General features: G+C 29.4%; 23 protein-coding genes. 7 read left to right on the top strand and 16 right to left on the bottom strand.

All coding sequences use genetic code 11. From position 1 onward, the window contains the following. Positions 1 to 9: 9 nt before the first annotated feature. Positions 10 to 684, bottom strand: a complete 675-nt coding sequence (locus KFW21_00265; protein ID MDK2817867.1) for a hypothetical protein — start codon at positions 682 to 684, stop codon at positions 10 to 12. Positions 685 to 847: 163 nt separating this feature from the next. Here KFW21_00265 and tmk point away from each other — a divergent pair, with 163 nt between their 5' ends. From tmk to KFW21_00250, 3 genes are read left to right on the top strand one after another with little or no spacing between them, the layout of a single operon-like run. After that, on the top strand, positions 848 to 1,465 hold the full coding sequence (tmk, locus tag KFW21_00260; GenBank protein MDK2817866.1) for a dTMP kinase: 618 nt from the start codon (positions 848 to 850) through the stop codon (positions 1,463 to 1,465). A 34-nt stretch (positions 1,466 to 1,499) separates the two neighbouring features. Further along, positions 1,500 to 2,417 (top strand): hypothetical protein, encoded by a 918-nt coding sequence (locus KFW21_00255; protein ID MDK2817865.1) that lies wholly within the window; start codon positions 1,500 to 1,502, stop codon positions 2,415 to 2,417. A 40-nt stretch (positions 2,418 to 2,457) separates the two neighbouring features. Then, positions 2,458 to 2,784 carry a hypothetical protein gene (locus tag KFW21_00250; GenBank protein ID MDK2817864.1) on the top strand — a complete coding sequence of 109 codons (327 nt, stop codon included), beginning with the start codon at positions 2,458 to 2,460 and terminating at the stop codon, positions 2,782 to 2,784. A gap of 73 nt (positions 2,785 to 2,857) precedes the next feature. On the opposite strand, the gene KFW21_00245 is transcribed toward KFW21_00250, so the two are convergent. Together KFW21_00245 and eno are read right to left on the bottom strand one after the other, a co-directional pair. Next, positions 2,858 to 3,466: a hypothetical protein gene (locus KFW21_00245; protein MDK2817863.1), complete on the bottom strand. Its 609-nt coding sequence runs from the start codon at positions 3,464 to 3,466 to the stop codon at positions 2,858 to 2,860. Between the two features lie 140 nt (positions 3,467 to 3,606). Further along, entirely contained in the window at positions 3,607 to 4,926 is a 1,320-nt protein-coding gene (eno, locus tag KFW21_00240) for a phosphopyruvate hydratase (protein MDK2817862.1), read from the bottom strand. Between the two features lie 439 nt (positions 4,927 to 5,365). On the opposite strand from eno, the gene KFW21_00235 reads away from it, so the two are divergent. Together KFW21_00235 and KFW21_00230 are read left to right on the top strand one after the other, a co-directional pair. Beyond that, positions 5,366 to 6,139, top strand: a complete 774-nt coding sequence (locus tag KFW21_00235; GenBank protein ID MDK2817861.1) for a hypothetical protein — start codon at positions 5,366 to 5,368, stop codon at positions 6,137 to 6,139. 19 nt (positions 6,140 to 6,158) lie between these two features. Beyond that, positions 6,159 to 7,568 (top strand): PTS transporter subunit EIIC, encoded by a 1,410-nt coding sequence (locus tag KFW21_00230; protein MDK2817860.1) that lies wholly within the window; start codon positions 6,159 to 6,161, stop codon positions 7,566 to 7,568. Positions 7,569 to 7,622: 54 nt separating this feature from the next. Here KFW21_00230 and KFW21_00225 read toward each other — a convergent pair whose 3' ends face one another. Then, on the bottom strand, positions 7,623 to 8,699 hold the full coding sequence (locus KFW21_00225; protein MDK2817859.1) for a YdcF family protein: 1,077 nt from the start codon (positions 8,697 to 8,699) through the stop codon (positions 7,623 to 7,625). Positions 8,700 to 8,704: 5 nt separating this feature from the next. Next, on the bottom strand, positions 8,705 to 10,153 hold the full coding sequence (nagE, locus tag KFW21_00220; GenBank protein MDK2817858.1) for an N-acetylglucosamine-specific PTS transporter subunit IIBC: 1,449 nt from the start codon (positions 10,151 to 10,153) through the stop codon (positions 8,705 to 8,707). A gap of 152 nt (positions 10,154 to 10,305) precedes the next feature. On the opposite strand from nagE, the gene KFW21_00215 reads away from it, so the two are divergent. After that, positions 10,306 to 10,653, top strand: a complete 348-nt coding sequence (locus tag KFW21_00215; GenBank protein MDK2817857.1) for an FMN-binding protein — start codon at positions 10,306 to 10,308, stop codon at positions 10,651 to 10,653. A gap of 92 nt (positions 10,654 to 10,745) precedes the next feature. Here the strand turns inward: KFW21_00215 and KFW21_00210 are convergent, their stop codons facing one another. From KFW21_00210 to KFW21_00180, 7 genes are all read right to left on the bottom strand, one after another. Then, the gene (locus tag KFW21_00210) at positions 10,746 to 12,128 is read right to left on the bottom strand and encodes a DUF1214 domain-containing protein (GenBank protein MDK2817856.1); all 1,383 of its coding nucleotides are present in this window, start codon (positions 12,126 to 12,128) and stop codon (positions 10,746 to 10,748) included. A 181-nt stretch (positions 12,129 to 12,309) separates the two neighbouring features. Further along, the gene (locus tag KFW21_00205) at positions 12,310 to 12,705 is read right to left on the bottom strand and encodes a hypothetical protein (protein ID MDK2817855.1); all 396 of its coding nucleotides are present in this window, start codon (positions 12,703 to 12,705) and stop codon (positions 12,310 to 12,312) included. Continuing rightward, positions 12,695 to 14,266: an arginine--tRNA ligase gene (locus KFW21_00200; GenBank protein ID MDK2817854.1), complete on the bottom strand. Its 1,572-nt coding sequence runs from the start codon at positions 14,264 to 14,266 to the stop codon at positions 12,695 to 12,697. The genes KFW21_00205 and KFW21_00200 overlap by 11 nt, the downstream gene beginning before the upstream one ends. Then, a complete protein-coding gene (locus KFW21_00195) occupies positions 14,267 to 14,473 on the bottom strand; it encodes a hypothetical protein (protein MDK2817853.1) in 207 nt (68 codons plus the stop codon). After that, complete coding sequence (locus KFW21_00190; GenBank protein MDK2817852.1) at positions 14,445 to 15,059, bottom strand: hypothetical protein; 615 nt, start codon at positions 15,057 to 15,059, stop codon at positions 14,445 to 14,447. The genes KFW21_00195 and KFW21_00190 overlap by 29 nt, the downstream gene beginning before the upstream one ends. Next, positions 15,059 to 16,036: a thiamine-phosphate kinase gene (gene thiL, locus KFW21_00185; GenBank protein MDK2817851.1), complete on the bottom strand. Its 978-nt coding sequence runs from the start codon at positions 16,034 to 16,036 to the stop codon at positions 15,059 to 15,061. The genes KFW21_00190 and thiL overlap by 1 nt, the downstream gene beginning before the upstream one ends. Position 16,037: 1 nt before the next feature. Then, positions 16,038 to 16,769 (bottom strand): TrkA family potassium uptake protein, encoded by a 732-nt coding sequence (locus KFW21_00180; protein ID MDK2817850.1) that lies wholly within the window; start codon positions 16,767 to 16,769, stop codon positions 16,038 to 16,040. 151 nt (positions 16,770 to 16,920) lie between these two features. On the opposite strand from KFW21_00180, the gene KFW21_00175 reads away from it, so the two are divergent. Continuing rightward, a complete protein-coding gene (locus KFW21_00175; protein MDK2817849.1) occupies positions 16,921 to 18,468 on the top strand; it encodes a hypothetical protein in 1,548 nt (515 codons plus the stop codon). Between the two features lie 83 nt (positions 18,469 to 18,551). Here KFW21_00175 and tpx read toward each other — a convergent pair whose 3' ends face one another. The 4 genes from tpx to KFW21_00155 all read right to left on the bottom strand — a co-directional run bounded on the left by tpx (position 18,552) and on the right by KFW21_00155 (position 22,521). Next, complete coding sequence (tpx, locus tag KFW21_00170) at positions 18,552 to 19,049, bottom strand: thiol peroxidase (GenBank protein ID MDK2817848.1); 498 nt, start codon at positions 19,047 to 19,049, stop codon at positions 18,552 to 18,554. A 61-nt stretch (positions 19,050 to 19,110) separates the two neighbouring features. Continuing rightward, on the bottom strand, positions 19,111 to 19,653 hold the full coding sequence (locus tag KFW21_00165; GenBank protein ID MDK2817847.1) for a hypothetical protein: 543 nt from the start codon (positions 19,651 to 19,653) through the stop codon (positions 19,111 to 19,113). An 81-nt stretch (positions 19,654 to 19,734) separates the two neighbouring features. Further along, on the bottom strand, positions 19,735 to 20,970 hold the full coding sequence (gene pepT / locus KFW21_00160; GenBank protein ID MDK2817846.1) for a peptidase T: 1,236 nt from the start codon (positions 20,968 to 20,970) through the stop codon (positions 19,735 to 19,737). Between the two features lie 9 nt (positions 20,971 to 20,979). Then, complete coding sequence (locus KFW21_00155; GenBank protein MDK2817845.1) at positions 20,980 to 22,521, bottom strand: AbgT family transporter; 1,542 nt, start codon at positions 22,519 to 22,521, stop codon at positions 20,980 to 20,982. Positions 22,522 to 22,772 lie beyond the last annotated feature (251 nt).

Here is a 22,772-nt window from a genome sequence, read left to right as displayed (position 1 = left end):
GATCTTTAATTAATTTAATTGTTCTTCATAATCTATTTCTATAATAGCGTTCAGATCACTTGTATTTACCATATTTTTTTCATTTGATGGAGATTTTTCGAACAACATTTCATCTTCATCAGACAATTCATGTTCTTCTAACAAATATTCCTCTAACAATATACTTGCTACTTCTGCATCTTGTTCTGCTTCTGTTTGTTCTAACTTCATATTAGCAGTTTCAGAAAAAAATTGATTTTCACTTAATCCTTGATAATATATAGCCTCTGTTGTATTTCCTAATCCTTCGTAAGTATTAGCTATTTTAACATATAATTCTGAAGAACTAGACAGTTTATTTGCCATAAAATAATTTATTTGAGCTTTTCTATATTGTTTGTTTTGAAGATTTTTGTCTCCTAATTCTATAAAATTAGTATATGTTTGTTCATCATTAAGAGAAATATTTAATTCGTTTGCTAATTGATGTGTTTCATCACCAATAGGATAAATATCTACAGCTAATCGATAAAAACTATCTGCTTTTTGAATACGTCCTTGATTTTTGTAAGCATCAGCTACTTCTTTGGTAGATAAAAACAAATTATATCTATCTGTAGGCGACATCATTTCTACTATATTATTAACTCTCGTGTACGTAACATTTGATATCAAAATAATCACAAATAATAAATATTTTTTCATTTAAAAACTCCTATAATAATATATATATATACTATTATAAAAAAGAATATGATTTTGGTCAACTATTTTCAATGAATTATAATAATATTGTATATATAACTATCTTGACATAACAATATATTTACATTATAATATTCGTTATAATTCACACTATGGGGAAAATATGTTGTTTGTTACATTTGAAGGTGTAGAGTGTTCTGGAAAAACATTGCAAAGTAAAAAATTACTTGAATACTGTAATCAAAAAAATATTCCAGCTATCTTAGTAAGAGAGCCAGGCACTACAGATGTTGGGGAACAACTTCGTAAAATTCTTCTTACTCAATATTGTACCCCACTTACTGAATTTTTTATTTTATCTGCATCTCGTGCTCAGCTTACAGAAACAATTATTCAACCAAAATTAAAAGAAGGAATTATTGTGATTTGTGATAGATATTTTCATTCTTCCTTAGTATATCAAGGTTATGGACGAAATTTGAATATACTAGATTTACAAGAAATATCCAAAAAGGCTACTTTAGAACTCCAACCTTCTAAAACATTTTTGCTCAAACCAAGCTTTCAAACGACAACTCGGCGTCTTCAAGAAAAAATGACATCAGGCTTGGATAGAATAGAATTAGAAAACACTGATTTTCATCAAAGAATTTACGATGGTTACATAGAATTATCATCACAATACAACTATATTAGTATTATTGATGGTGACCTCGATCCAGATACTATACACAAACAAATTCTAATAGAATTACAGCAAACAGATACTCGATTTTTATAAATTGTATTTATTTATTTTAAAAAAAGGAAGCGTTATGAAATTTTTATTATATTTTCTTATATTTATAACATCAATTATACAGGCATATATAACCCCAGTATATAGTTTACAAGTTAGTGATGGTATTTACGACAACAAAGTTGATTTAGAATGGTATTCTGTTCCTGAAGCAGAATTTTACACTATTCAGCGAGCTTATAATACTCTTAAGAATTCTAAATTAGGAAAGATTATTCCTGTAGAAACTAATACTCTTATTACTCAAACAACAACAAATTATACAGATACTAATATACCTTTTGGGCAATATCTTTATATAATTACTGCTTACAAAACTAATGTTACTCAACTAGAAGAAAGTAATCGTGAACGGAAAGAGCGGGAGCGGGAAAATAAAAAAAAACAGATATTCACCCCTATACCAATGGTTACTAATATTGTAATGATTACAAATATGACTGATGTCGGACATAGAAAAATTACAGATCAAGAATTTTTTTTAGAATTCCAAAAAACAATTGAGTCTTCTTTACCTCGTATTAATACAATGAAAATGCTCAATTTCTTTGGAGAGAAAAAAAAAGGTTGGCGTCAAGGTTACCTTATTTATAAAACTACAGGGATTATAAAAAAACCATTTCGTGTAATGATACAATATACTAATTTTGTAGATCAAGTTCTTGCCATTAATGGAACCTACGAAGTGCAGATTTTTAAATTATTCGCACAAGAAGGAAAATTGGTAGGTACTATCAATGTAGACGGTATTTACAAAGGTGCTGTTACTCATAATCTTATTATAGATAAAGGGCAAGCTATTGGAGGCACTTATGAAGTACAACAAGAAGGCGGTCAGTTAGTATCTCTTCCTTGGGATATTGCAGCACACCCGCTAGATGATAGTCAATACGAAAACGCACTCAAAAGTTCTCTCTTAGAAGTGGAAGAATAATATTTTATATACTTACGAATACAATAAGGAGATTACTGCTATGGGTTCAATTTTAGCATTGTTAATGGCACTGGATATTTTATCAGGATATTCTATAGCATATAGCCAAAATGGTGAAAAAAATTATATCTTATCAAGTTCTAATGTCAGTGAATTTGCAGGTAGTACTAAATACACTTATACAGATAATTTTGTTAAAGATTCTTCAGAACGCATTATATATCAAAAAATAGGTTCAAATATTGTAGATCATTCAGGTAAAATTATATTTTCTATACTAAGTCAAGGACTATCTGGATCAGATAGCTATGAAGTACGCGGTTCTATGATATATAAAAATAACTACCCTATTTTTCAATTAAATTAAATTATCATAATAGTTACCATTCAATCAAAAAACACCACTAATTACAGTGGTGTTTTTTGATTGGAATTATATTTTAATAAGTTTTTTTACCAAATAATTGATAATTACCATCAGAATTCAATACAAAAAGATCATTATCTTGTTTTAGGAATCGAAGCTCAGTCACAGTTAATTTTTGTCCATCAACGCCATTTGCTTCAAAATTTAAAATAGAGAAAGCTGTTGCACTATGTATATTTAGTGTTGCGTTTTTAATTTGATCATCTTGTGTCATATTTAGATAACTGCTAGTCAAAGAAAAAGTTATTCCTTTATGAGTAGTACCTTCTAAGATTTGTAAAAATCCATTTTGAAAAGCAATAACGCCCTGATCTGTACGAATTGTTACCGTTGTTTTATCAGTATCAGAGTTGTAACCACCTATAAAAGATTTTCTAAGTGAATCTAAATCAACATCTGTATTTTTATCAATTACAGGAGGATTTGTAACAATACCATCGCTATTAACATCTAAAGACCCTTGATTAGAATCATCAGTCACCCCATTACCATTAGTAACAATGTCTGAACTGTCACCAACAATATTATTAAAATTGTCACTAGTATTATCGCTAGCTTCACTATTATGTGTTGCTGAACAACTTACTACAAAAAGTAGTAATAAAGGATATATAAAATTCATAAAATTCTCCTTGTTTTTATAAATACTAATATATAATATCTATTGAGGCATTATACTTTATTTTACTAATATTTACAATACTTTTTAAATAAAAAAAATCCTAGTATAGATTATACTAGGATTTTTTTTATTTATAGAATTTATTTATAAGTTGGTTGAAACACACGACCTTGATTACAGAATGTATCCATTCCTTTATAGATTGCGTTAGCACCAAGTTGCTCTTCAATTCTAAGAAGTTGATTATATTTTGCAAGTCTATCAGAACGAGACATTGATCCAGTTTTGATTTGACCACAATTTGTAGCAACTGCTAAATCTGCAATAATAGAATCTTCTGTTTCACCTGAACGATGAGATAAAATAGAAGTAAAGTTAGCCATTTTAGCCATTTCGACAGCATCAAAAGTTTCTGTTAATGTTCCAATTTGATTTACTTTCACAAGAATTGAATTAGCTGATTTTTCTAAAATTCCTCTTTTGAGATACTGAGTATTTGTAACAAAAAGATCATCACCAACAATTTGAATCTTGTTACCAAGTTTCTCTGTCATAAGTTTCCAACCTTCCCAATCGTTTTCACCAAGTCCATCTTCAATAGAAACAATAGGATATTTATTACACATTTCTATCCAATAATTAACCATATCATTTGAATTCATCACTTCGCCAGTAGATTTCCAGAATTTATATCCTTTGCCATCTCCATGATTCCAAAGTTCAGATGTAGCTGGGTCAAGAGCTATAGAAATATCTTTTCCAGGTTTGTATCCAGCTTTTTCAATAGCTACTACAAGAAGTTGTAAAGCTTCTTCATTTGATTGAAGATCTGGAGCAAATCCACCCTCATCTCCAACAGATGTATTATAACCTTTAGCTTTTAATACATCTTTCAATGCATGAAATGTTTCTGCACAGTAACGAACAGCTTCACGAAATGAAGGAGCCCCTACTGGAGTAATCATGAATTCTTGATAATCAACTTTGTTTCCAGCATGAGATCCACCATTGATAACATTACAAAGAGGTACAGGAAGTACTTTTGCATTTGGTCCACCAAGATATTTGTATAATGGTAGTTCTGTGTATTCAGCAGCAGCTTTTGCAGCAGCCATAGATACAGCTAATATAGCATTTGCACCTAATTTGCCTTTGGTATTTGTGCCATCGAGGTTAATCATTGCTCTATCAAGAGATACTTGATCAGTAGCATCCATACCTATTACTTCTTCAGCAATATCTTCATTTACATTTTTCACAGCTTTTAGAACGCCTTTTCCTAAGTAACGAGATTTATCTCCATCACGAAGTTCAACAGCTTCATTTTCGCCTGTTGATGCACCACTTGGAACAGCTGCTCTTCCAACAACACCGTTTTCTAATTCAACTTCAGCTTCTACTGTTGGATTTCCACGAGAGTCAAGAATCTCTCTAGCTCTTATATCTATAATCATGGACATAAATCCCTCCAATTTTACTATATTAATAGCTTTATTTTACTTACTAATATCATACACTTGTTTCAATAAAAAGTCAAATTCACAATATTGAAATACTGGAATATTACTATTGTAAAAAGAAATAGTTATTGCATATCTTTATAATATATATTATAATTAAGAACAAATTAGCATTAAGAAAATTTTAATAAATCTCTAACTATAATTTTACTAATAGTAAGAAAACTACCTACGATAAAAAATATATTATTGTTATATCTCTTTTAGTAAGAATAAGACCAGTAGTATTTTTTTTATAAATACTTAACTGATAAAGCAATCACTTAATATCAGACTCTATTATTACGATAAATAAAATATTATTAAGAATACATAGATTAATTAAAAATTGTATAATACATATTAGGATTACAATATATTATAGATATAGGAGTATCTAATGACTAAATTACTATTTATTAGTTTATTTTTTTTAACATCTTGTTCTGTTGCTAAAGATGAGATATTTACACACTTAGAGGGAAATCAAATAAATTTTATGTTAAATGCAGCCAAAAAAAGTGCTTTTGACGATGGTAAATTCAGTATTTCATCTGGACTTAAAGAATGGATAACAGATATAATGGTGGTAGACCCTACTGTTGGAAAATATTTGGAAATGAGATCCCATTCTTTATATTTTGCTCCAGATATGAAAACTTTCAAATATGTTTCTAGTGTTTTTATAAATGGAACATATGATGGTCGAGCAATTCACAACGAAATCGTTCGTATCTGTAGAGCAGAAGCAGATCTTGAAGTAAATACAGAATCTATTTATTTAGCTCCAACTTTTAATACTAGTGACAAACTCTTAACAGCTGATGAATTAAAAGGTTATACAACATATAGAGTTAGAGTTCAAGAAGGTGCTACATGGATATCTAAGAATTATGTTGCAGATAGTATGGGCTTAGCAAATAAATGGAGACCATTTAAAAACACAAGTTGGACAAGAAAAAGTGAGAAAAATATTTTAGAGCGTGATTTATCAGGTACTTTTGATCCTGATCTTGATATACAAATTGGATATTCTGTATATCTACTATTAAAATTTAATGGTAATACTCTAACAGCCTATACATTAGACAAAAGACCAAGTAATGATAATCCATCTGTTTCTCGCTTATATCTCGAATCTTGGGATCAAATGGTTGTTTTGAAAAGCAACTAATACACAATAGGAAATCAATATGAAAAAGAATAATTTTTTTGGAAGTTTATTATCTGAACTTCAAAAAATAGGGCAAGCTTTAGTGTTACCTATTGCGGTTTTACCTATTGCAGGTCTTTTATTAAGACTTGGACAAGCAGACTTATTAAACAATCCTATTATCTCAGAAGCAGGTCTTGCTATTTTTGCTAATCTAGCTTTATTATTTGCTATTGGCATTGCAGGAGGACTAGCAAAAGATAGAGATATTGCTGCGGGCTTAGCAGGTGCTCTCGCTTATTTGATTCTTACAGCAGTAACTAAAGTTATCAATCCTGATAACAATCTCTTAATTTTTGGTGGTGTTATTGCTGGTTTTATTGGTGGTTATACATATAATCATTTTTACAAAACTCAATTACCTGTATTTTTAGCCTTCTTTGGTGGAAAAAGATTTGTTCCTATTATGGCTGGTCTAATTTCTTTAATAATCGCTATCGGTCTTGGAAATATCTGGCCAACAGTTAGTGCTGGAATTGAAAATCTTGCTAACTGGATTACAGGAGCAGGTGCTATTGGATTGTTTTTTTATGGTGTTTTCAATAGATTATTAATTCCTTTTGGTTTGCAACATATTATTGAAAAATATGCTTACTTCGCTCTTGGTACTTATACAAGTACTGATGGTTCACAAGTAGTTGGAGACTTACATCGTTTCTTTGCTGGAGATCCTAGTGCTGGAATCTTTATGGCTGGATTCTATCCTATAATGATTTTTGGACTACCAGCAGCGGCACTTGCTATGTACCTAGCCGTACCAAAAGAGCGTCGTACTGCTGTTTCTGGGTTATTCCTTAGTGTAGCATTGACTTCATTATTAACTGGTGTAACAGAACCTATTGAATTTTTATTTTTATTTGTTGCACCATTATTATATTTTATTCACGCTATATTAATGGGAACAAGTTTTGCTCTTGCAAATATTCTTGGATTAAAAGCGGGATTTACTTTCTCTGGTGGTATTATTGATCTCATGTTATCTTGGAAATATTTCACTAATGGATGGCTCATTCCTATTTTAGGAATAGGATTTTTTGTAGTCTATTTATTTGTCTTTTATACTCTTATTAAAATGCTAAATCTTAATACTCCTGGACGAAATCCTGAAGAAATGTCACCTTCTCCTATCTCTTCCAAAAAAGATCTTGATTCTTATACTCAAGTAGCACCTTTATACATTGAAGCACTTGGCGGAAAAGATAATTTCACAGAATTAACAAATTGTGTTACAAGACTTCGTATCAAACTAAATAATACTGATATTATTGATGAAGCAATTATCAAAAAACTTGGTGCTAAAGGTATTATGAAACTACACGATTCTGTACAAATTATTATAGGATCTGATGTTGAATTTTTAGCAGACGCTATGAAAAATGCAATGAAATAATATATTCAAAAAAAAACACCACTAATAGTGGTGTTTTTTTTTGTTATTCTGTTATTATTGTTGTAATCCTGGATATGCCCAAATACCTGAGGCTCTAAAAAAATCTCTATAAATAACTATTTTTTCATTATCAGAAATTTTTTGAGCCTCTGTCATGTTAGGATAATCTAAATAAACCAAATTATCCCACTCTATATCAATATTTTTCACTACTCCCATTTCTGTAAAGATATTCAAAGCTCTTCTCATATGAGAAGCACTAGAAATAATCGTCCCATATTTTGGTTTATTTTTTTGTGCTTTGATGATATCTACAGAGAAAAATGCATTTCCTATGGTATCTTTAGCCCTATCTTCCACAAAAACATTTTGTACAGGAACACCTTTTTTTACAAGCCATTCTTTCATCAAGCCAGCTTCTGTATATCCTTCTTTTGGAACAGCTCCAGAGACAATTATTTTAGAATTTGGATAAATTTTGTGCAATTCCAAAGCTTTTTCTAAACGCTTGTACAATGTTTCTTGCATCGTTCCATTTTCTGCTAATGCATAGCCTAAAATAATAATGATATGTTCGTTATCTTTATATTTTTTTTCTGAACTTACATTAAATATAGTTTTATTGATTATATCAATTCTATCAAAAGCTTGTAAATAATATTCTGTTTTTTCAGGATTGATTTGTTGTGCTTTAGTAATATATTCATTATAAGTATTCTGATCTTTTTTTACCTTTGAATACCCGGCATAAAGAATTTGAGTATTAATATCTCGCGGATTTATACTTAGAATAGTGTTATAGGTATCAAATGCTTTTGCTAATTTACCTTGAATAATATAAGTAGAAGCTAAACTATGCTGAAGATCTAATCGATAATTGTTCAATGTAACAGCTTCTTGAAAAAATCTTTCTACAACATCTAAATTACCCTTTAAAGTAATTCCTTTGAAGAATTCTTTTTCTGCATTCTTATAATCACCACCATTCCAATAATAATACATTCCCTGTTGAACTAATTCTGTGATTTTAACTTGATTTTGATAATATTCTTCTGTAAAAAAAGATATATTTTTTGTCTTCGAACAAGAACTCGTAATAAATAAAAATATCAATACTAAAAAATAACGCATAACAACTACTCCATATTTAATTTAACAAGATTTTTTAACTCATCTGCAACAAACTGAACTTTTGGTCCTATAATGATTTGAGCAGAAGTTTGAGACCCTTTTAATAGTCCAATAGATACTGATTTAATTTGTATATCATTAATAACACTTGAATCTACAACTTCAAGACGAAGTCTAGTTGCACAATTATCAATAGCAATAATATTAGAACTACCACCAAGAGCAATTAACAAAATTTCAGCAACTTCACTGTGCTTTGTTGTTGTTTTATTATTATCATCATTTTCTTCTATCATAGCATCTTCTCTACCTGGAGTTTTGAGATTAAATGTTATAATAGCAAAATAAAAAATTATATAATAAACAATAAAAAATAAAAATCCTTGAACAAGTAATAACCAAGGTTTGTTCGCCATAGGAAGTCTTGAAGAAAGAATAAAATCAATTAATCCTGCTGAAAATCCAAATCCAGCTGTTATTTGTAGAGATGATGCAATAAAAAGAGATAATCCTGTTAATAATGCATGGATTAAATACAGTCCTGGGGCTAAAAACATGAATGCAAATTCAATAGGTTCTGTAACACCTGTAAAAAAACTAGCAAATCCTGATGCTATCATAATAGAACTTATTTTATTTTTATTTTCAGGTTTTGCTGTTTGAATAAAAGCACAAATAGCTCCCAACAATCCAAACATCATAATAGGAAAAAATCCAGCTTGATACATTCCTGTTACACCTTTAATCCCTGCTCCACTCCAAAAATTACCAATATCATTAATACCAGCAACATCAAACCAAAAAACTGCATTTAAAGCATGGTGTAATCCAACAGGGATTAACATTCTATTTAAAAATCCGAACAATCCTGCCCCAATAGCACCTAATTTAGAAATGACAATCCCAAAAGCTACTAAAGCTTCAAAAACTATAGGCCAAATATATAGAAATAAAAATGATACAGCTAACATTATACAAGCTGTTACTATTGGTACCAATCTTTTACCTGAAAAAAATGCTAATACGGCAGGTAGTTCTGTTTTATAAAATTTATTATAAGTTTCTGCAGCGATCACACCACAAAGAATACCAATAAATTGATTGTTAATTTTGCTAAATGCTAGTGATACTTGCTCAATAGGTATTCCTTGTAATTGAACAACAGAACTAGGTGATAATAAAGTCGTAATAATTAACCATGCAACAATTCCAGATAATGCTGAAGGACCATCTTGTTCTTTTGACAAACCAAAAGCAACTCCAATAGCAAATAAAATACCCATATTATCAATAAGAGCTGATCCTGATTTAATTAAAAAGGCAGCAAATACATTACCACTACCCCAACCTACAGGATCTATCCAATAGCCAATACCCATTAGTACAGCAGCAGCTGGTAAAACCGATACAGGAACCATTAAAGCTCTTCCTATTTTTTGTAAATATGTAAACATGTAAACCTCTGTATATTAATATATATATTAATTATATAAGATATATTTTTTTTGTCAATAATAAATATATATATAGGTAGTTTATATATTATATTTGCACCTAAGAGATTATTATGTTATAATATCTTAGATTGTAGCATAAGGAGTCTTTAATGAATTTCAAATCTATTTTATTAATCTGCTGTTTAGTAGTGCCCTTACAATCTTTTAGTAATAATGGTGATTATACAGGATCATCAACAGGAAAAAGAGGTAAAATCACTGTACAAGTAACTCTTGTTGATAGTGTTATCTCTGCAATTAAGGTTACAGAATCTAAAGAAGATAAAGTGTTTGTTTATCCAAGGATGACAAAAACTATCCTAGCCACTAATAATATCAATATTGATATTATTAGTGGCGCATCTCTCACTAGTAAAGGTTTTCTAGCAGCTATTGAAAACGCTCTTAAACCCACAGGTATCAACTTTAAAGGTGAGCCTTTGAAAGCTCTCAAATAAACACTACCTTATTATAGACAAAATAAAAAACCCTAAGTTAGAGCTTAGGTTTTTTTATTTAAAATTTTATATTCCTATTAAAATCAAATATCCTAAGATATTTTTTGAATAAGTGGCGCTTTCCAAGTTTTGTATGTTTCTAAATCAGGTTGATACATTCTTAATATTATATCTAATAGTTGATCTATCCTATTGACAGGAAGCCAGTTTTCTGGAGCAACACCTTCTGGTTTGATTTCAGAAATATAAATATCAATACCACCATCTTCATTTAATTTCATACCACCATTTTGACCAACACTATATTTTTTATAATCATTTGGTAAAAACAATCCTTTCTCTGTATCATATAATGTAAATGACCAAAATGCATTAGCAGGAGGTAAATTATCCTTTGTCATAGAAATTTTATAATCATACAATGCATTTAATGGCGCCCCATCTTCTGTAAGAATATCTGGATAAATAGCTTCTGTAGAAGGCAATCCTAGAGGTCCTACCGTTGTTGCTAACAATAAATTGTCTATTTGAGAAATTTCATTAGGAAGAAATATTTTGTGGATATCATCTATAGTAAAATTTTCATAACGCTCATATTGTTCTATTTTTAGATCTTTCATAATAGTAACTAATTTTTCTGTATCTAATATTGCAAATTCAGAAGTGTTGGTATTATTTGGACTAACACCATATTTTGCTAAGATAGAAAGCATTTTTTTATCAATAGGAATATTTTTGGTGAAAGACAAATGATTCACAATAAATTGCATTACTTCTAACAAGTTATTACTATATACTTTTATATCAGAGCCAAAAGCAGGAACATTCAATGGAATTTGAGATAATCTTGGTAAATTATTATACTCTGTATAAGTTTTGATTGTAGTTTGTTTTATTAACTTAATATTGTTTTCATATCTTTTGGTATCAGAGAAATGAGGCATAATTCTTAAAAAAGAAATTCCTAAATCTCCATTTAATTTAACAACTTTGTCATACTTAGTAGCATCAAAATCTTTGAATTGTGCTGTTTGATCACTATAATATAATACTTTGGTCATATTTGTAAAATCACCTTTAGTACTGGATAAAGGAACATCTATAGAGTGGTCTAATGATGAAACCTCTAAAACTATATAATCTGAATCAAACTTAGGATAAACAACCACCACAGGTTCTTGTCTAAGGTCTAAAGATGCCATAAGATATAAACTATCATTATTAGGTCTAGGAATAGCAGTCATAAAATGATCTGTTAAACCAGTAGGAATAAGTAACTTATTCCATCCATCAGTTCCTACACTACCATTTTGAGGTTTTTCAACCAAATTATTTAGAGTATTAAATATCGCTACATAAGGATAAGTATAGGTAACTAACTCTCTCAGATTTCCATCAGAATTCAAATTATTTTTCTGGCACCCCAATAAGAGCGCATAAATTACTAGTGGTAAATATCGTGTATATCTTCTCATCAAAAACTCCTTTTAAATAATTATATAATTTATAATACTCATATAATAACCAACAATCAAATAATTATAAATTCATTATATAGATACATACCGTTTTTGAATTTTCTTCATTCAAAGAAATTCAAATAATATAAACAAAAAAATCTTAGATTAAACTCTAAGATTTTTGTTTATATTATAATTATTCTATATCGGATCTATATTTGTAAGATCGTAATTTCCGTTGCTTTTTTTTATCATCATGCATTTTATTCCAATCTTTTCGATTTTCTTGTTTTTGAACACGCTCTACTTTTTTGATCATTTTTTCATCTTCTGTACCAGTATCTTCTGGGGTTACAAGATCATACATTTCTTTAGCTTGTTCTCTTGAGATGTTTTTTTCAGCTAATTTAAGCACCGTATATTGATAATGTCCTAGCTCTCTTGAGATAGTTATAAGATCACCAATTTTCAATATTTTGGCAGCTTTAGCAATGTCTCCATTCACTCGAATTTTATTACTATCAATAGCTTCTGTAGCTTTACTTCGTTGTTTGTATATTAATACTACTTTTAACCATTTATCAAGCCTCATTACTCGGTACACCCTTCATTTTTTCAGGAGCTGAAACACCTAATAATTCTAAACCTTGTCTAATAATATTCTTGGTAGCTTGACAAATAGCCAAGCGTGAAGATTCTTGAGTATCATCAATAATACGACAATTTCTATAAAAACGATGAAATATTCCCGCAAGTCCTTCCAGATAATTAGGAATTTTATTTAATTCATAAGTTTGAGCAAGATCGAGAATCAAATCTTCAAATTTTATAATTTCTAATAGTAATGATTTTTCATCGTGATGAGCAAAAGAAATGAATTCTGCTTTTTTAGTAGTATTTCGTAGGATAGAAGCAATTCGCGCATGAGCGTACTGAATATAAAAAACAGGATTATCATTAGAGGATGTTTTTGCAATTTCTAAATCAAAATCTACTGTAGAATTCATAGGTCTTCTTAACAAAAGATATCGTGTAGCATCTGTACCAATTTCCTCAATTACTTCATCTAGAGTGATCATATCACCTGTTCTTTTACTCATACGCACAGGTTCATTATTACGGAAAAGATTAACCATTTGCCCTAACAAAACAGTTAAATCTCCTCCTAGTACTTTTACAGCTGCTTTAATTCGTTCTACATAGCCATGATGATCAAAGCCTAAAATATTAATCAATATAGGAAATCCTCTTTGAATTTTGTTACGATGATAAGCTATATCTGATGCAAAATAGGTAAAATCTCCATCACTTTTAACGATAACTCTATCTTTATCATCTTTACTATATTCTGTAGATTTAAACCATAAAGCACCATCTTGAAGATAGGTAGATTTTTTTTGTTCTAATTCAGTAAATGTAGTTGCCATTGTATTATCTATATGCAGACTTTTTTCAGAAAACCATTGATCAAATTCTGTACGAAAAGCTATTAAAGTTTGTCGTTGAGAATCTTGCATTAGTATTTCTGGAGCTATTCCTGTTTTACTTACTTCTTCAGCTAATGCTTGCACATAAGATCCTCTATAGCCATCTTCAGGAACTTCTTTACCTTGCTGTAAAGCTTCAACACTGGCTCTTAAATGAGCTATTTGTACACCAGCATCATTGACATAAAATTCACGAAAAACCATTGCTCCAGAAAATTTCAAAAGCCTAGATAAACTATCCCCGACTGCTGCCCATCGTCCATGACCAATATGTAAAGGTCCTGTTGGATTTGCACTAATATATTCTAATAAGATATTCTGATTAGCTAAGCTTTTATTTTTCCCAAAACAAGAATCTGTTAAAATTTGGCTTAATTTTGATTGCAAGTATGATTCACTAAGAAAAAAATTCAAAAATCCAGCTCCAGCAATTTCTACTTTATCAAACATCTTATTGTCTTTGATAAGAGTGTGAATCTCTTCTGCAATTACACGAGGATTTTTTTTGAGATCTCTAGCTAATGACATTGCTATAGGGGACGAATAATGTCCATGGTCTTGATTTTCAGGATATTCTATTACAATACAATCATTTATTATTCCAAGAGAAGACAGAGTTTCTGCTAAAATATTTTTAATATTATTTTTAGTAGAATGATGACTCATTTATTTTACCTCTTTAGAAAATTTGTTGAAAAGAGCATCAAAAGGAACTGAAAGCCCTAAAATAACTACTAGCAATCCTAAATTTAATATTAAAATTGCAAAAAAAGCTTTTGGCGTTTCATAATCTCTAGTAATAGGTGCTACTAAAACATAGCCTAAGAGAATAATCAATAATCCACTACTCATTACTAGCCAATTGGCTTTCATCATTTTTCTTTTTGGTACCACGCTTAGCTCCTTTGATTTTATCTTCTTTCATATTATATTTTATTAATATATGATCTAATCGTTGTAAAGAATCTGCTAATGCACTTTCTAGCGCTTCACCTTTTAAAATAGTTCTCGTATTTTTTTTAGTATTATTATTTGAGGTATTTTCCTTATTAGATCGTAAATTTTGTGTAGACTCTTCTTTCATATCATTTCCATATAAAATTTTTTTTAATATTTTTTGAGATTCCTCATAATGAAGATAATTTTGCTCTCTTTTTCTGAACTCTCTTGTATGTACCTTCTCACCTTTTTTACGAGTAAGCAGTATATCTCTATCTTGATAATGAAGCATTTCATGATAAATAACAAAATCCAAAACAAAGCTTTGTACCTGTTCTTGTAATAATACAGGATGAATTTTTATTTCATCTTTTTTAGCATGATAAGTACCAAATATGATTGCTCGTCTTTTGGATTTATCTTGACCTTTAGAAAGCTTTATTATAGGTAATTTTTCATAATTAAAATAACTATCATTAACACGATTGAGTGCTTGTTGTAATACTAAAAGCTTATCCATTAATGTTGAAATCCTTTGAATTGATCTGGTTTTAGTCTCTGACCTGCATGCAAAATAAAAGAATGATCTTTGGCTGATAACAACCGACCAATTCTAGTAATTCGAACAGTATTATTCATTAGAGATGTCTCATCAATAGATTCTGGACTAGTAAATAATAATTCATAATCTTCTCCACCAATCAAAGCTTCTCGTTGATAGTAAATTTTGTGTTCTAATAAATTTGCTATTCCAACTTGTTGTTCACTAATAGGTATAGAATCCCCATCAATATAAAAATTAGTACTTGATGCTTTACATAATTTTTGAAGATCTTCAATAAGACCATCACTAATATCCATTGCTGATGTTATATTAAATTTTTTTAAAAATGGTACAAGATTATTTCTAGGGAATGGTTTGTAATGTCTATTTCTAAAATATTCAGGATCTTGCAGAGGTAAACTAGCTTTGCCTAGTTCTCTATTCAACCAAAGTTTGGAATCACCAAGAGTTCCTGTACAATAAATAAAGTCACCTTCTTTTGCATTAGCTCTCAACCAAGGCCTACCACTAGTACGACCAAAAACAGTTACAGAAGCAAAAAATTCTTTAGATCTAACCGTATCACCACCTAATAAATCTGCTGGATGATCTGTTAAAAATAGTCTAATTCCTGCTATAAAATCTTTTAAGTCTGTATTTGTCCAATATTCAGGTAGGGATAAAGTAAGCGTATATCCCGTAACATAACCACCCATAGCCGCTATATCACTAGCATTAGAAGCAAATAGTTTGTAAGCAACTTCTCCCCAAGTTGCTTTACCTCGGATAAAATGAACCCCTTCAACCATAGCATCAGTTGAAATAAGTTGGTTATGCTCTATCACGGCTGCGTCATCACCTATACCCAATCGTCCTTTGCTAGATTTGAACAGTATTTGCAACTCGTCTATAATTTGAGACTCTGAATTAAGATTATTATTTTCTGATATCATATTATCGCATTCTGCCTATTGGAGATTCTTGTAAGCCTTTAATATCTGATAATTTACCTAGAATGATTAAAATATCACCTACTACTAATTCCACATGAGGGTTAGGAACTTCATCAATTTCATATTCATGACTATTTTGAAACTCACCATTTACTCTAACAATAGGATGTTTAACCGCTATCACATTAACTTTATATTTATTTCGTAAATCCAAATTAACTAAAGTTTTACCAGCAATCTGTTTGTTGACTTGCACTTCAATTATTGCATGATCTTTCCAAATTCGCTCATAAGATAATACAAATCCAGACCCACCAACTAAAGTTCCAACTAATTTTGCAGCACTTTCAATTTCTGGTCTAATGATTTCTGAAACATTAATCAATTCCAAAATTTGAGCATGTTCTGCACTATTAGCACGAGCAATAATTCTAGGAATTTTAAATTTTTTCATTAATAATGTCGTTAATACACTGGTCATCATATTTTCACCAATACAAACAATAACACAATCTACAGAAGCAATATCAAGTTCCTTCCAAGCTTCTTCAACTGTTGAATCTAATTGAAAAGGGAAAACAGGAAGTTCTTTCATTTTTTGAATCATAGCCAAATCACTATCAACTGCTATCACTTCAGATTCAGACTGTGCTAGATTTTGAACTATTTGAAATCCAAAAACACCTAATCCAATAATTAAAAAAGTTTGTTTTTGACTAGAAGTATTTATCATATTTTTTCCTTTTATTAAAGATATTATCTCTATTATATTACTTTAATTTCTATAAAAAATCAAGATTTAATAACAAGATAAAATCTTTTACAAATTTGAATTTAATTAGAATTTACTATATAATAATATAACAATAATTAAGGAATATATATTGAACAACAAACTTATTTTTTATCTTATATACTCATTATTTTACTTATCCCTATCTAATATATACGCTCAAGATGCTCCTATATCTCCAATTATTGGTCAGTCTATTATTGAATCTGGAGATGGATATAAACCACCAACTGAGCAAAACCTTAATCCAGATGCTCAATTATATATGCCACGAACATTAACACCAACAGTTGTGTTACCACCATCTCGAGATAGAGAAAGTTTGCTAAGTCAAACTAATGCTGTTATTGGTCCTTCGTCTATATTTAATATTGGGCTTACCTTTGCTGCTCAATACGGACAATTTGATAAACTACCTTATACAGATATTTATTTATCTCCCTACATGAAAATAGGATATTTTTTTATAGCATATGAAATACCACTTCGTTTTGATTGGAATAGTGCTTTTATTTCAAGAATGTGGACATCAACCCCAGCACTAATATCCAAAGTAGAAGTTGATCTATATTACTCCAAAACCAATCATATTTTCAGACATATTCAAGCATCTATTTACAAAGGTGAGCAGCTATTTCAAGGTCATGGGCGATTTTTTTATGATTACAATCCTAATCTCTATGCTCCTTATGAACCCTTCAAAACCTTAAAATTTAGTTTAGATATTTCTTATTTCGGTATTAGTTATTTAATAGCTAATATAGCACAACCTGATCTTATGTCTGCAGAAATTTTTATAAAACCTTTACAAGGATTAAAAAATCCTAAACTTCAAACTTATAAAGATCTCAAAATTTATGCTATTTATGGAATGGACTTAGATCCTTTTCAAGGATACTCTTCTGCACTGTATGAATTTTCACCTAACAAAAATTCGCCTGTATTTTCTATGTTTGAAATAGGAATCGATATTCCTCTATATACTAGTAAAAATAATATATTCAAAATGATGATATATGGAGATTATACCCAAATTATTGGAGCTAAAACAGATCTCTTTACTATCAAGACAGGAAGTGGAATTTCAGGTGGTTTGATTATGACTTTCCTTGAAAAACTACCCATTAAATTTGAAATATCTAAGGCATCCAATTACTGGCAACCTCGTTGGGTAAATATATTTTATTATCTTGATAGACCTTATATAAATCAAGACGGTATCCTTCGAGAAAACAAATTGATGACAATTTCTCCTAATCTTACTTATTTTACAAGTTCTATAGGATTTGAAAATGTAGAAAAGGCTATCTTATTCCAATTAGAATTTTATGGAGATTTTTCACAAGAAGATCTTTGGATTTCAGCATCATTCACACTCGGAAATGTACTTTTAAAACAACTATCCTTCTCTGTTCAATGGACATTAAGATCACTGTATACAATCACATTTAATGATATTCTAGGTCCTGATTTTAGTGTTATTGATATAAATCTAAAATATCATATGTTACCTAATATGTATTGGGGTGTATTAATCAAAATAAATGGTCGGGTAGGGTCAACTTTTATTGATGATGTTCATACTATTGGTACTACACCGTTTATTTTTCTTGGTATTGATTATTCTTTTAGATATTAATAATAACAAACTATATATTAATAAAAAAAAGACATTGTATAATACAATGTCTTTTTTTAGTCTTTTTTTAGTCTTTTATTATTTTAGATTAATGATTTAACAGCAGCTACGGCAGCAGCATAATTTGGTTCATCTGTAATTTCTTTTAAATATTCAACATATTTAACATTGTTATCTTTGTCTAAAACTAATACAGCTCTAGTTAATAATTTCAATTCTTCAATTAAAAGAGCATATTTAGTACCAAAATCTCTATTTTGATAATCAGATACTGTTAGAGAGTTTTCTAATCCTTCTGTACCACACCATCTAGCTTGAGCAAATGGTAAATCCAAAGAAATAGTCATCAAACTTACTCCATTTAATGAAGTAACTTCTTTATTAAATTTTTTTGTTTGTATTTGACAAACCCCTGTATCTAAAGATGGTGCTATAGAAAGTAATTTTACACCACTAAGATCACTTAATGAAATAGATGACAAATCATTTTTTGTAACACTAAAATTGGGTGCTTTATCCCCTACTTGTAATTGTGTTCCAGGTACAGTCAAAGGACCGCCTGCAAAAGTGATGTTTAACATATAAACCCCTTGTTTTAATTGTATGTAATTATAGCACAATTTGTGATAAGATTCAATACAATTATTCAAATATTTTGCTAAAATCAAAACCTATGGCAAAATAAGATTTAAATTCCATAAAATCGCCGATAGTAAAATTGTTTCTCCATGCAGCATAAAAATTATTTTTATGAATAAATTGAAATCCTGGAAAATTAAAAACAAATCCTGCAGGAGGAATATAAGAAATATTTTGACCTGTATCAGTAATATAGGGACTAGATCGCAAATTTAATCCTATTCCGAATACATCAATTATTAATTTGTGACCTTTTTCAAATTTATAACCCACTCCATAAGTACTTAACACATTATATTCAAAAGCAGACGGTTCTAAAATTCCTAAAAATTGCATATCTGTAGTAACAGCTTGAAAAATTTTATCTTCAGGATTAACTGTAATTTCAGCTGTATAAGAAAAACCTATCCCACCAGTAAATAAAACTGTACCTGTGCCAAGGACTCCATATATTTTGGGAGCATGGTGAGTATCGTATGCAAACACATTTTTAGACGATAAAGACAAAAATAAAATTACCAATAAACTATATTTGATTAAATTCATTAACAACTCCTTCTATTAATAAATATAGTCATAATAAATAAATAGTCAATATTCATATTTAAATAATTTATTTAGAGTTGATTATAAAGTAGATACTTTTTGAATAATAGCAATTGTTAATGCTAATGATTTCTCAAAAGAAGTGATTGGCAAAAATTCAAAATTAGAATGAAAATTATGCGCTCCTGTAAAATAATTAGGAGTAGGAATGTTTTTAGCAGATAATACTGCTCCATCCGTTCCACCTCTCATTGGTAGCACATTGATAGGAATAGATAACTCTTTCATACAATCAAAAATAACATCAAGCGACCTTTTATCCTCTGTTAAACTATCAGCGATATTACTATATACATCAGAAATTGTATATTCTATAATAGCTTTAGGATATTTTTTTTTTGTTTTTTCTATAACAGACTGGATATATAATTTTTTCTGTTCAAAAGATGTTTTATCAAAATCTCTAATTGCCATATTAAGAGTTGCATTAGTTGCATTAGACACCAAGTCTGTTTGCCAAATATATCCTTCTTTATTTTCTGTACATTCAGGTGTCTCGTTTCTATCAAATTTGTTAATAATATCTACTGCTATTAATAAAGGATTTATTAATACACCTTTTGCAGACATAGGATGTGCAGCAATACCTTGTATTTGAATATTTACAGATCCTGCATTAAAATTCTCAAAAACCACTTCACCTATTTCACAACAATCAATAGTATAAGCAAAATCTACAGGAAAACGAGACAAATCTAATTTTTTCGCACCACGTAGACCTATTTCTTCATCAGGAACAAATGCAACATATAGATCACCATGAGAAATTTTGTTATCAATAAGATAATATAAACTAGTCATAATAACTGAAATAGCGGCTTTGTTATCAGCACCTAAGACACTAGTGCCATCACTAAAAATAATATTTTCATTTTTATATTTATTTAATTCTGGATGATTTTTAGGATCTAAAATAATATTTTTTTCTTTATTTAAAACCAAAGCTTCCCCTTTGAAATTAATAATTTGAGGGGAGATATCTGGACTCAAATTCACATCTACCGTATCTAAATGTGCTATATATCCTATTTTAGGAACTTGAGATTTATCCCCTTTCAAAACAGCTGTAACAATAGCGTATTCATCGATACAAATATCACTCAATCCTAAGTTTTTTAATTCTTTTACTAATAATTCAGCTAATTTTCTTTGTCCTTCACTACTAGGAAGTGTTGTATTAGATGCTAATGATTGACTAGAAATACTAAGATATCTAAAAAAATTACTTTGTAATAAATCTGTATATTTCTTATTCATATATTACTCCTATTTAGGCACATAAATATAATTGCTATCTATACCTAGAGGTATTCCTAAGCCCCAAAAAAGAAACAACATTGATGTTAATACAATAAGAAGTCCTATTGTATAAGGAATCATCATAGAACACAGTGTGCCCACCCCTGTTTGCTTACAATATTTCTGACAATAAGAAATAATCAAAGGATAAAACGCAAACATAGGGGTAGATACATTTACAGCAGCATCACTAAGACGAAAAGCAGCTTGTGTTAATTCGGGAGCAATATTAACCCCCATCAACATAGGTACAAATATAGGTGCTAAAATTGCCCATTTTGAAGAGGCTGAAGTAATAATCAAATTTAATATAGATGTTAAAGAAATAAGTCCAACAATAGTTATTTGAGGAGGCATATTTAAAGATTTTAATAATTCTGCACCAGAAATAGCAATTAGCGTCCCTATATTAGATTTTCCAAAAACATACAAGAACTGAGAACAAAAGAATGAAAATACAAAAAATCCAGATAAAGTCATTATTGTTTTAACCATTGATTTGGAAACATCTTTGGATGTTTTAAAAATTCCCATAATACTACCAAAAACCAATCCAGGAATAGCAAAAAACAAAAAGATAATAGGTACGATACTTTGCATAATAGGAGCTTTACTAGAAGTTAAACTCCCATCTACTGCTCTAAAAATAGAATTTTCTGGAAACAAAGCAAAGAACAATAAAGTAGCTAAAATACCTATTACTATTATTGTTATTTTAAAAGCTTTGGTCTCAAGATCTGAAATAATATTATGTGATTCTAACTCTATTTGATCTTCTTTACTTAACTCAATAGGCATAGTAGCAAATAATTTAGGCTCTACAATTTTATCTGTAATAAACCAAACAACACCAATTACAGCAAATGTAGAAGTAACACTAAAAAAATAATTACATAACACATTTATTGTATAAGATTTATCTAATAAATTAACAGCACTTTGAGTAAATCCTTGCATAATAGGATCCATTGGTGATGGGATATAGCTCGCTGAAAAACCCCCTGCTAAAGCTGCAAAACTTGTTGCAATTCCTGCTAAAGGATGTTTTCCAGCTAAATAAAAAATTAACGAAGCTAAAGGCATTAAAATAACATATGCAGAATCAGAAATAAGATTACTTAATATAGAAACAAAAGCAACAGTAGGTGTTATCCATTTTTTAGAAGTAATACACATACCTTTCTTTACAGCCGTTGTTAAAAATCCACTACCTTCAGCTATTCCTACTCCAATTGTAACTATAACTGTCATTGCCAAAGGTGGAAAAAGAGCATAATTTTTTACCATATTAGTTAATAATAATAATAACTCTTTGGGCGCAAGCATATTAATTATTATAATTTGTTCTTTTGTTGTAGGATGAAAATAATCAAAATTAACAAAAGACAGTACAAAACTCAATCCCCAAATAAAAATTAAAGCATATAAAAAAAGCATAGAAATATCTGGTAATTTATTTCCCACTAATTCAATTTTTGCTAAAAAAGAATTGTTTTTTTTAGCTATCATTTATCCCCTCCTTTTATGTTACAGATAAAGACATATATAACATAAAACTCAATACTTTCAAAGTATATTATATAGTAAATTTTTGTAAATCACAATATTATTTAAAGAACAAAAAACCACCTTATACAGGTGGTTTTTCATATCATATAAGTTATAAATTTTTATTTTTTTTATATATTCCAATATTCACATATCAAATAAATAAAAAAAATAAAAATCTGGTAGTACCTACTTTCCCCCCTAAAGAGTAT

Source organism: Spirochaetota bacterium (assembly GCA_030154445.1).
GTDB lineage: Bacteria > Spirochaetota > Brevinematia > Brevinematales > Brevinemataceae > Brevinema_A.
Note: the sequence above shows the minus strand (reverse complement) of the source record. Positions and strands in the feature narration are given on the sequence as shown.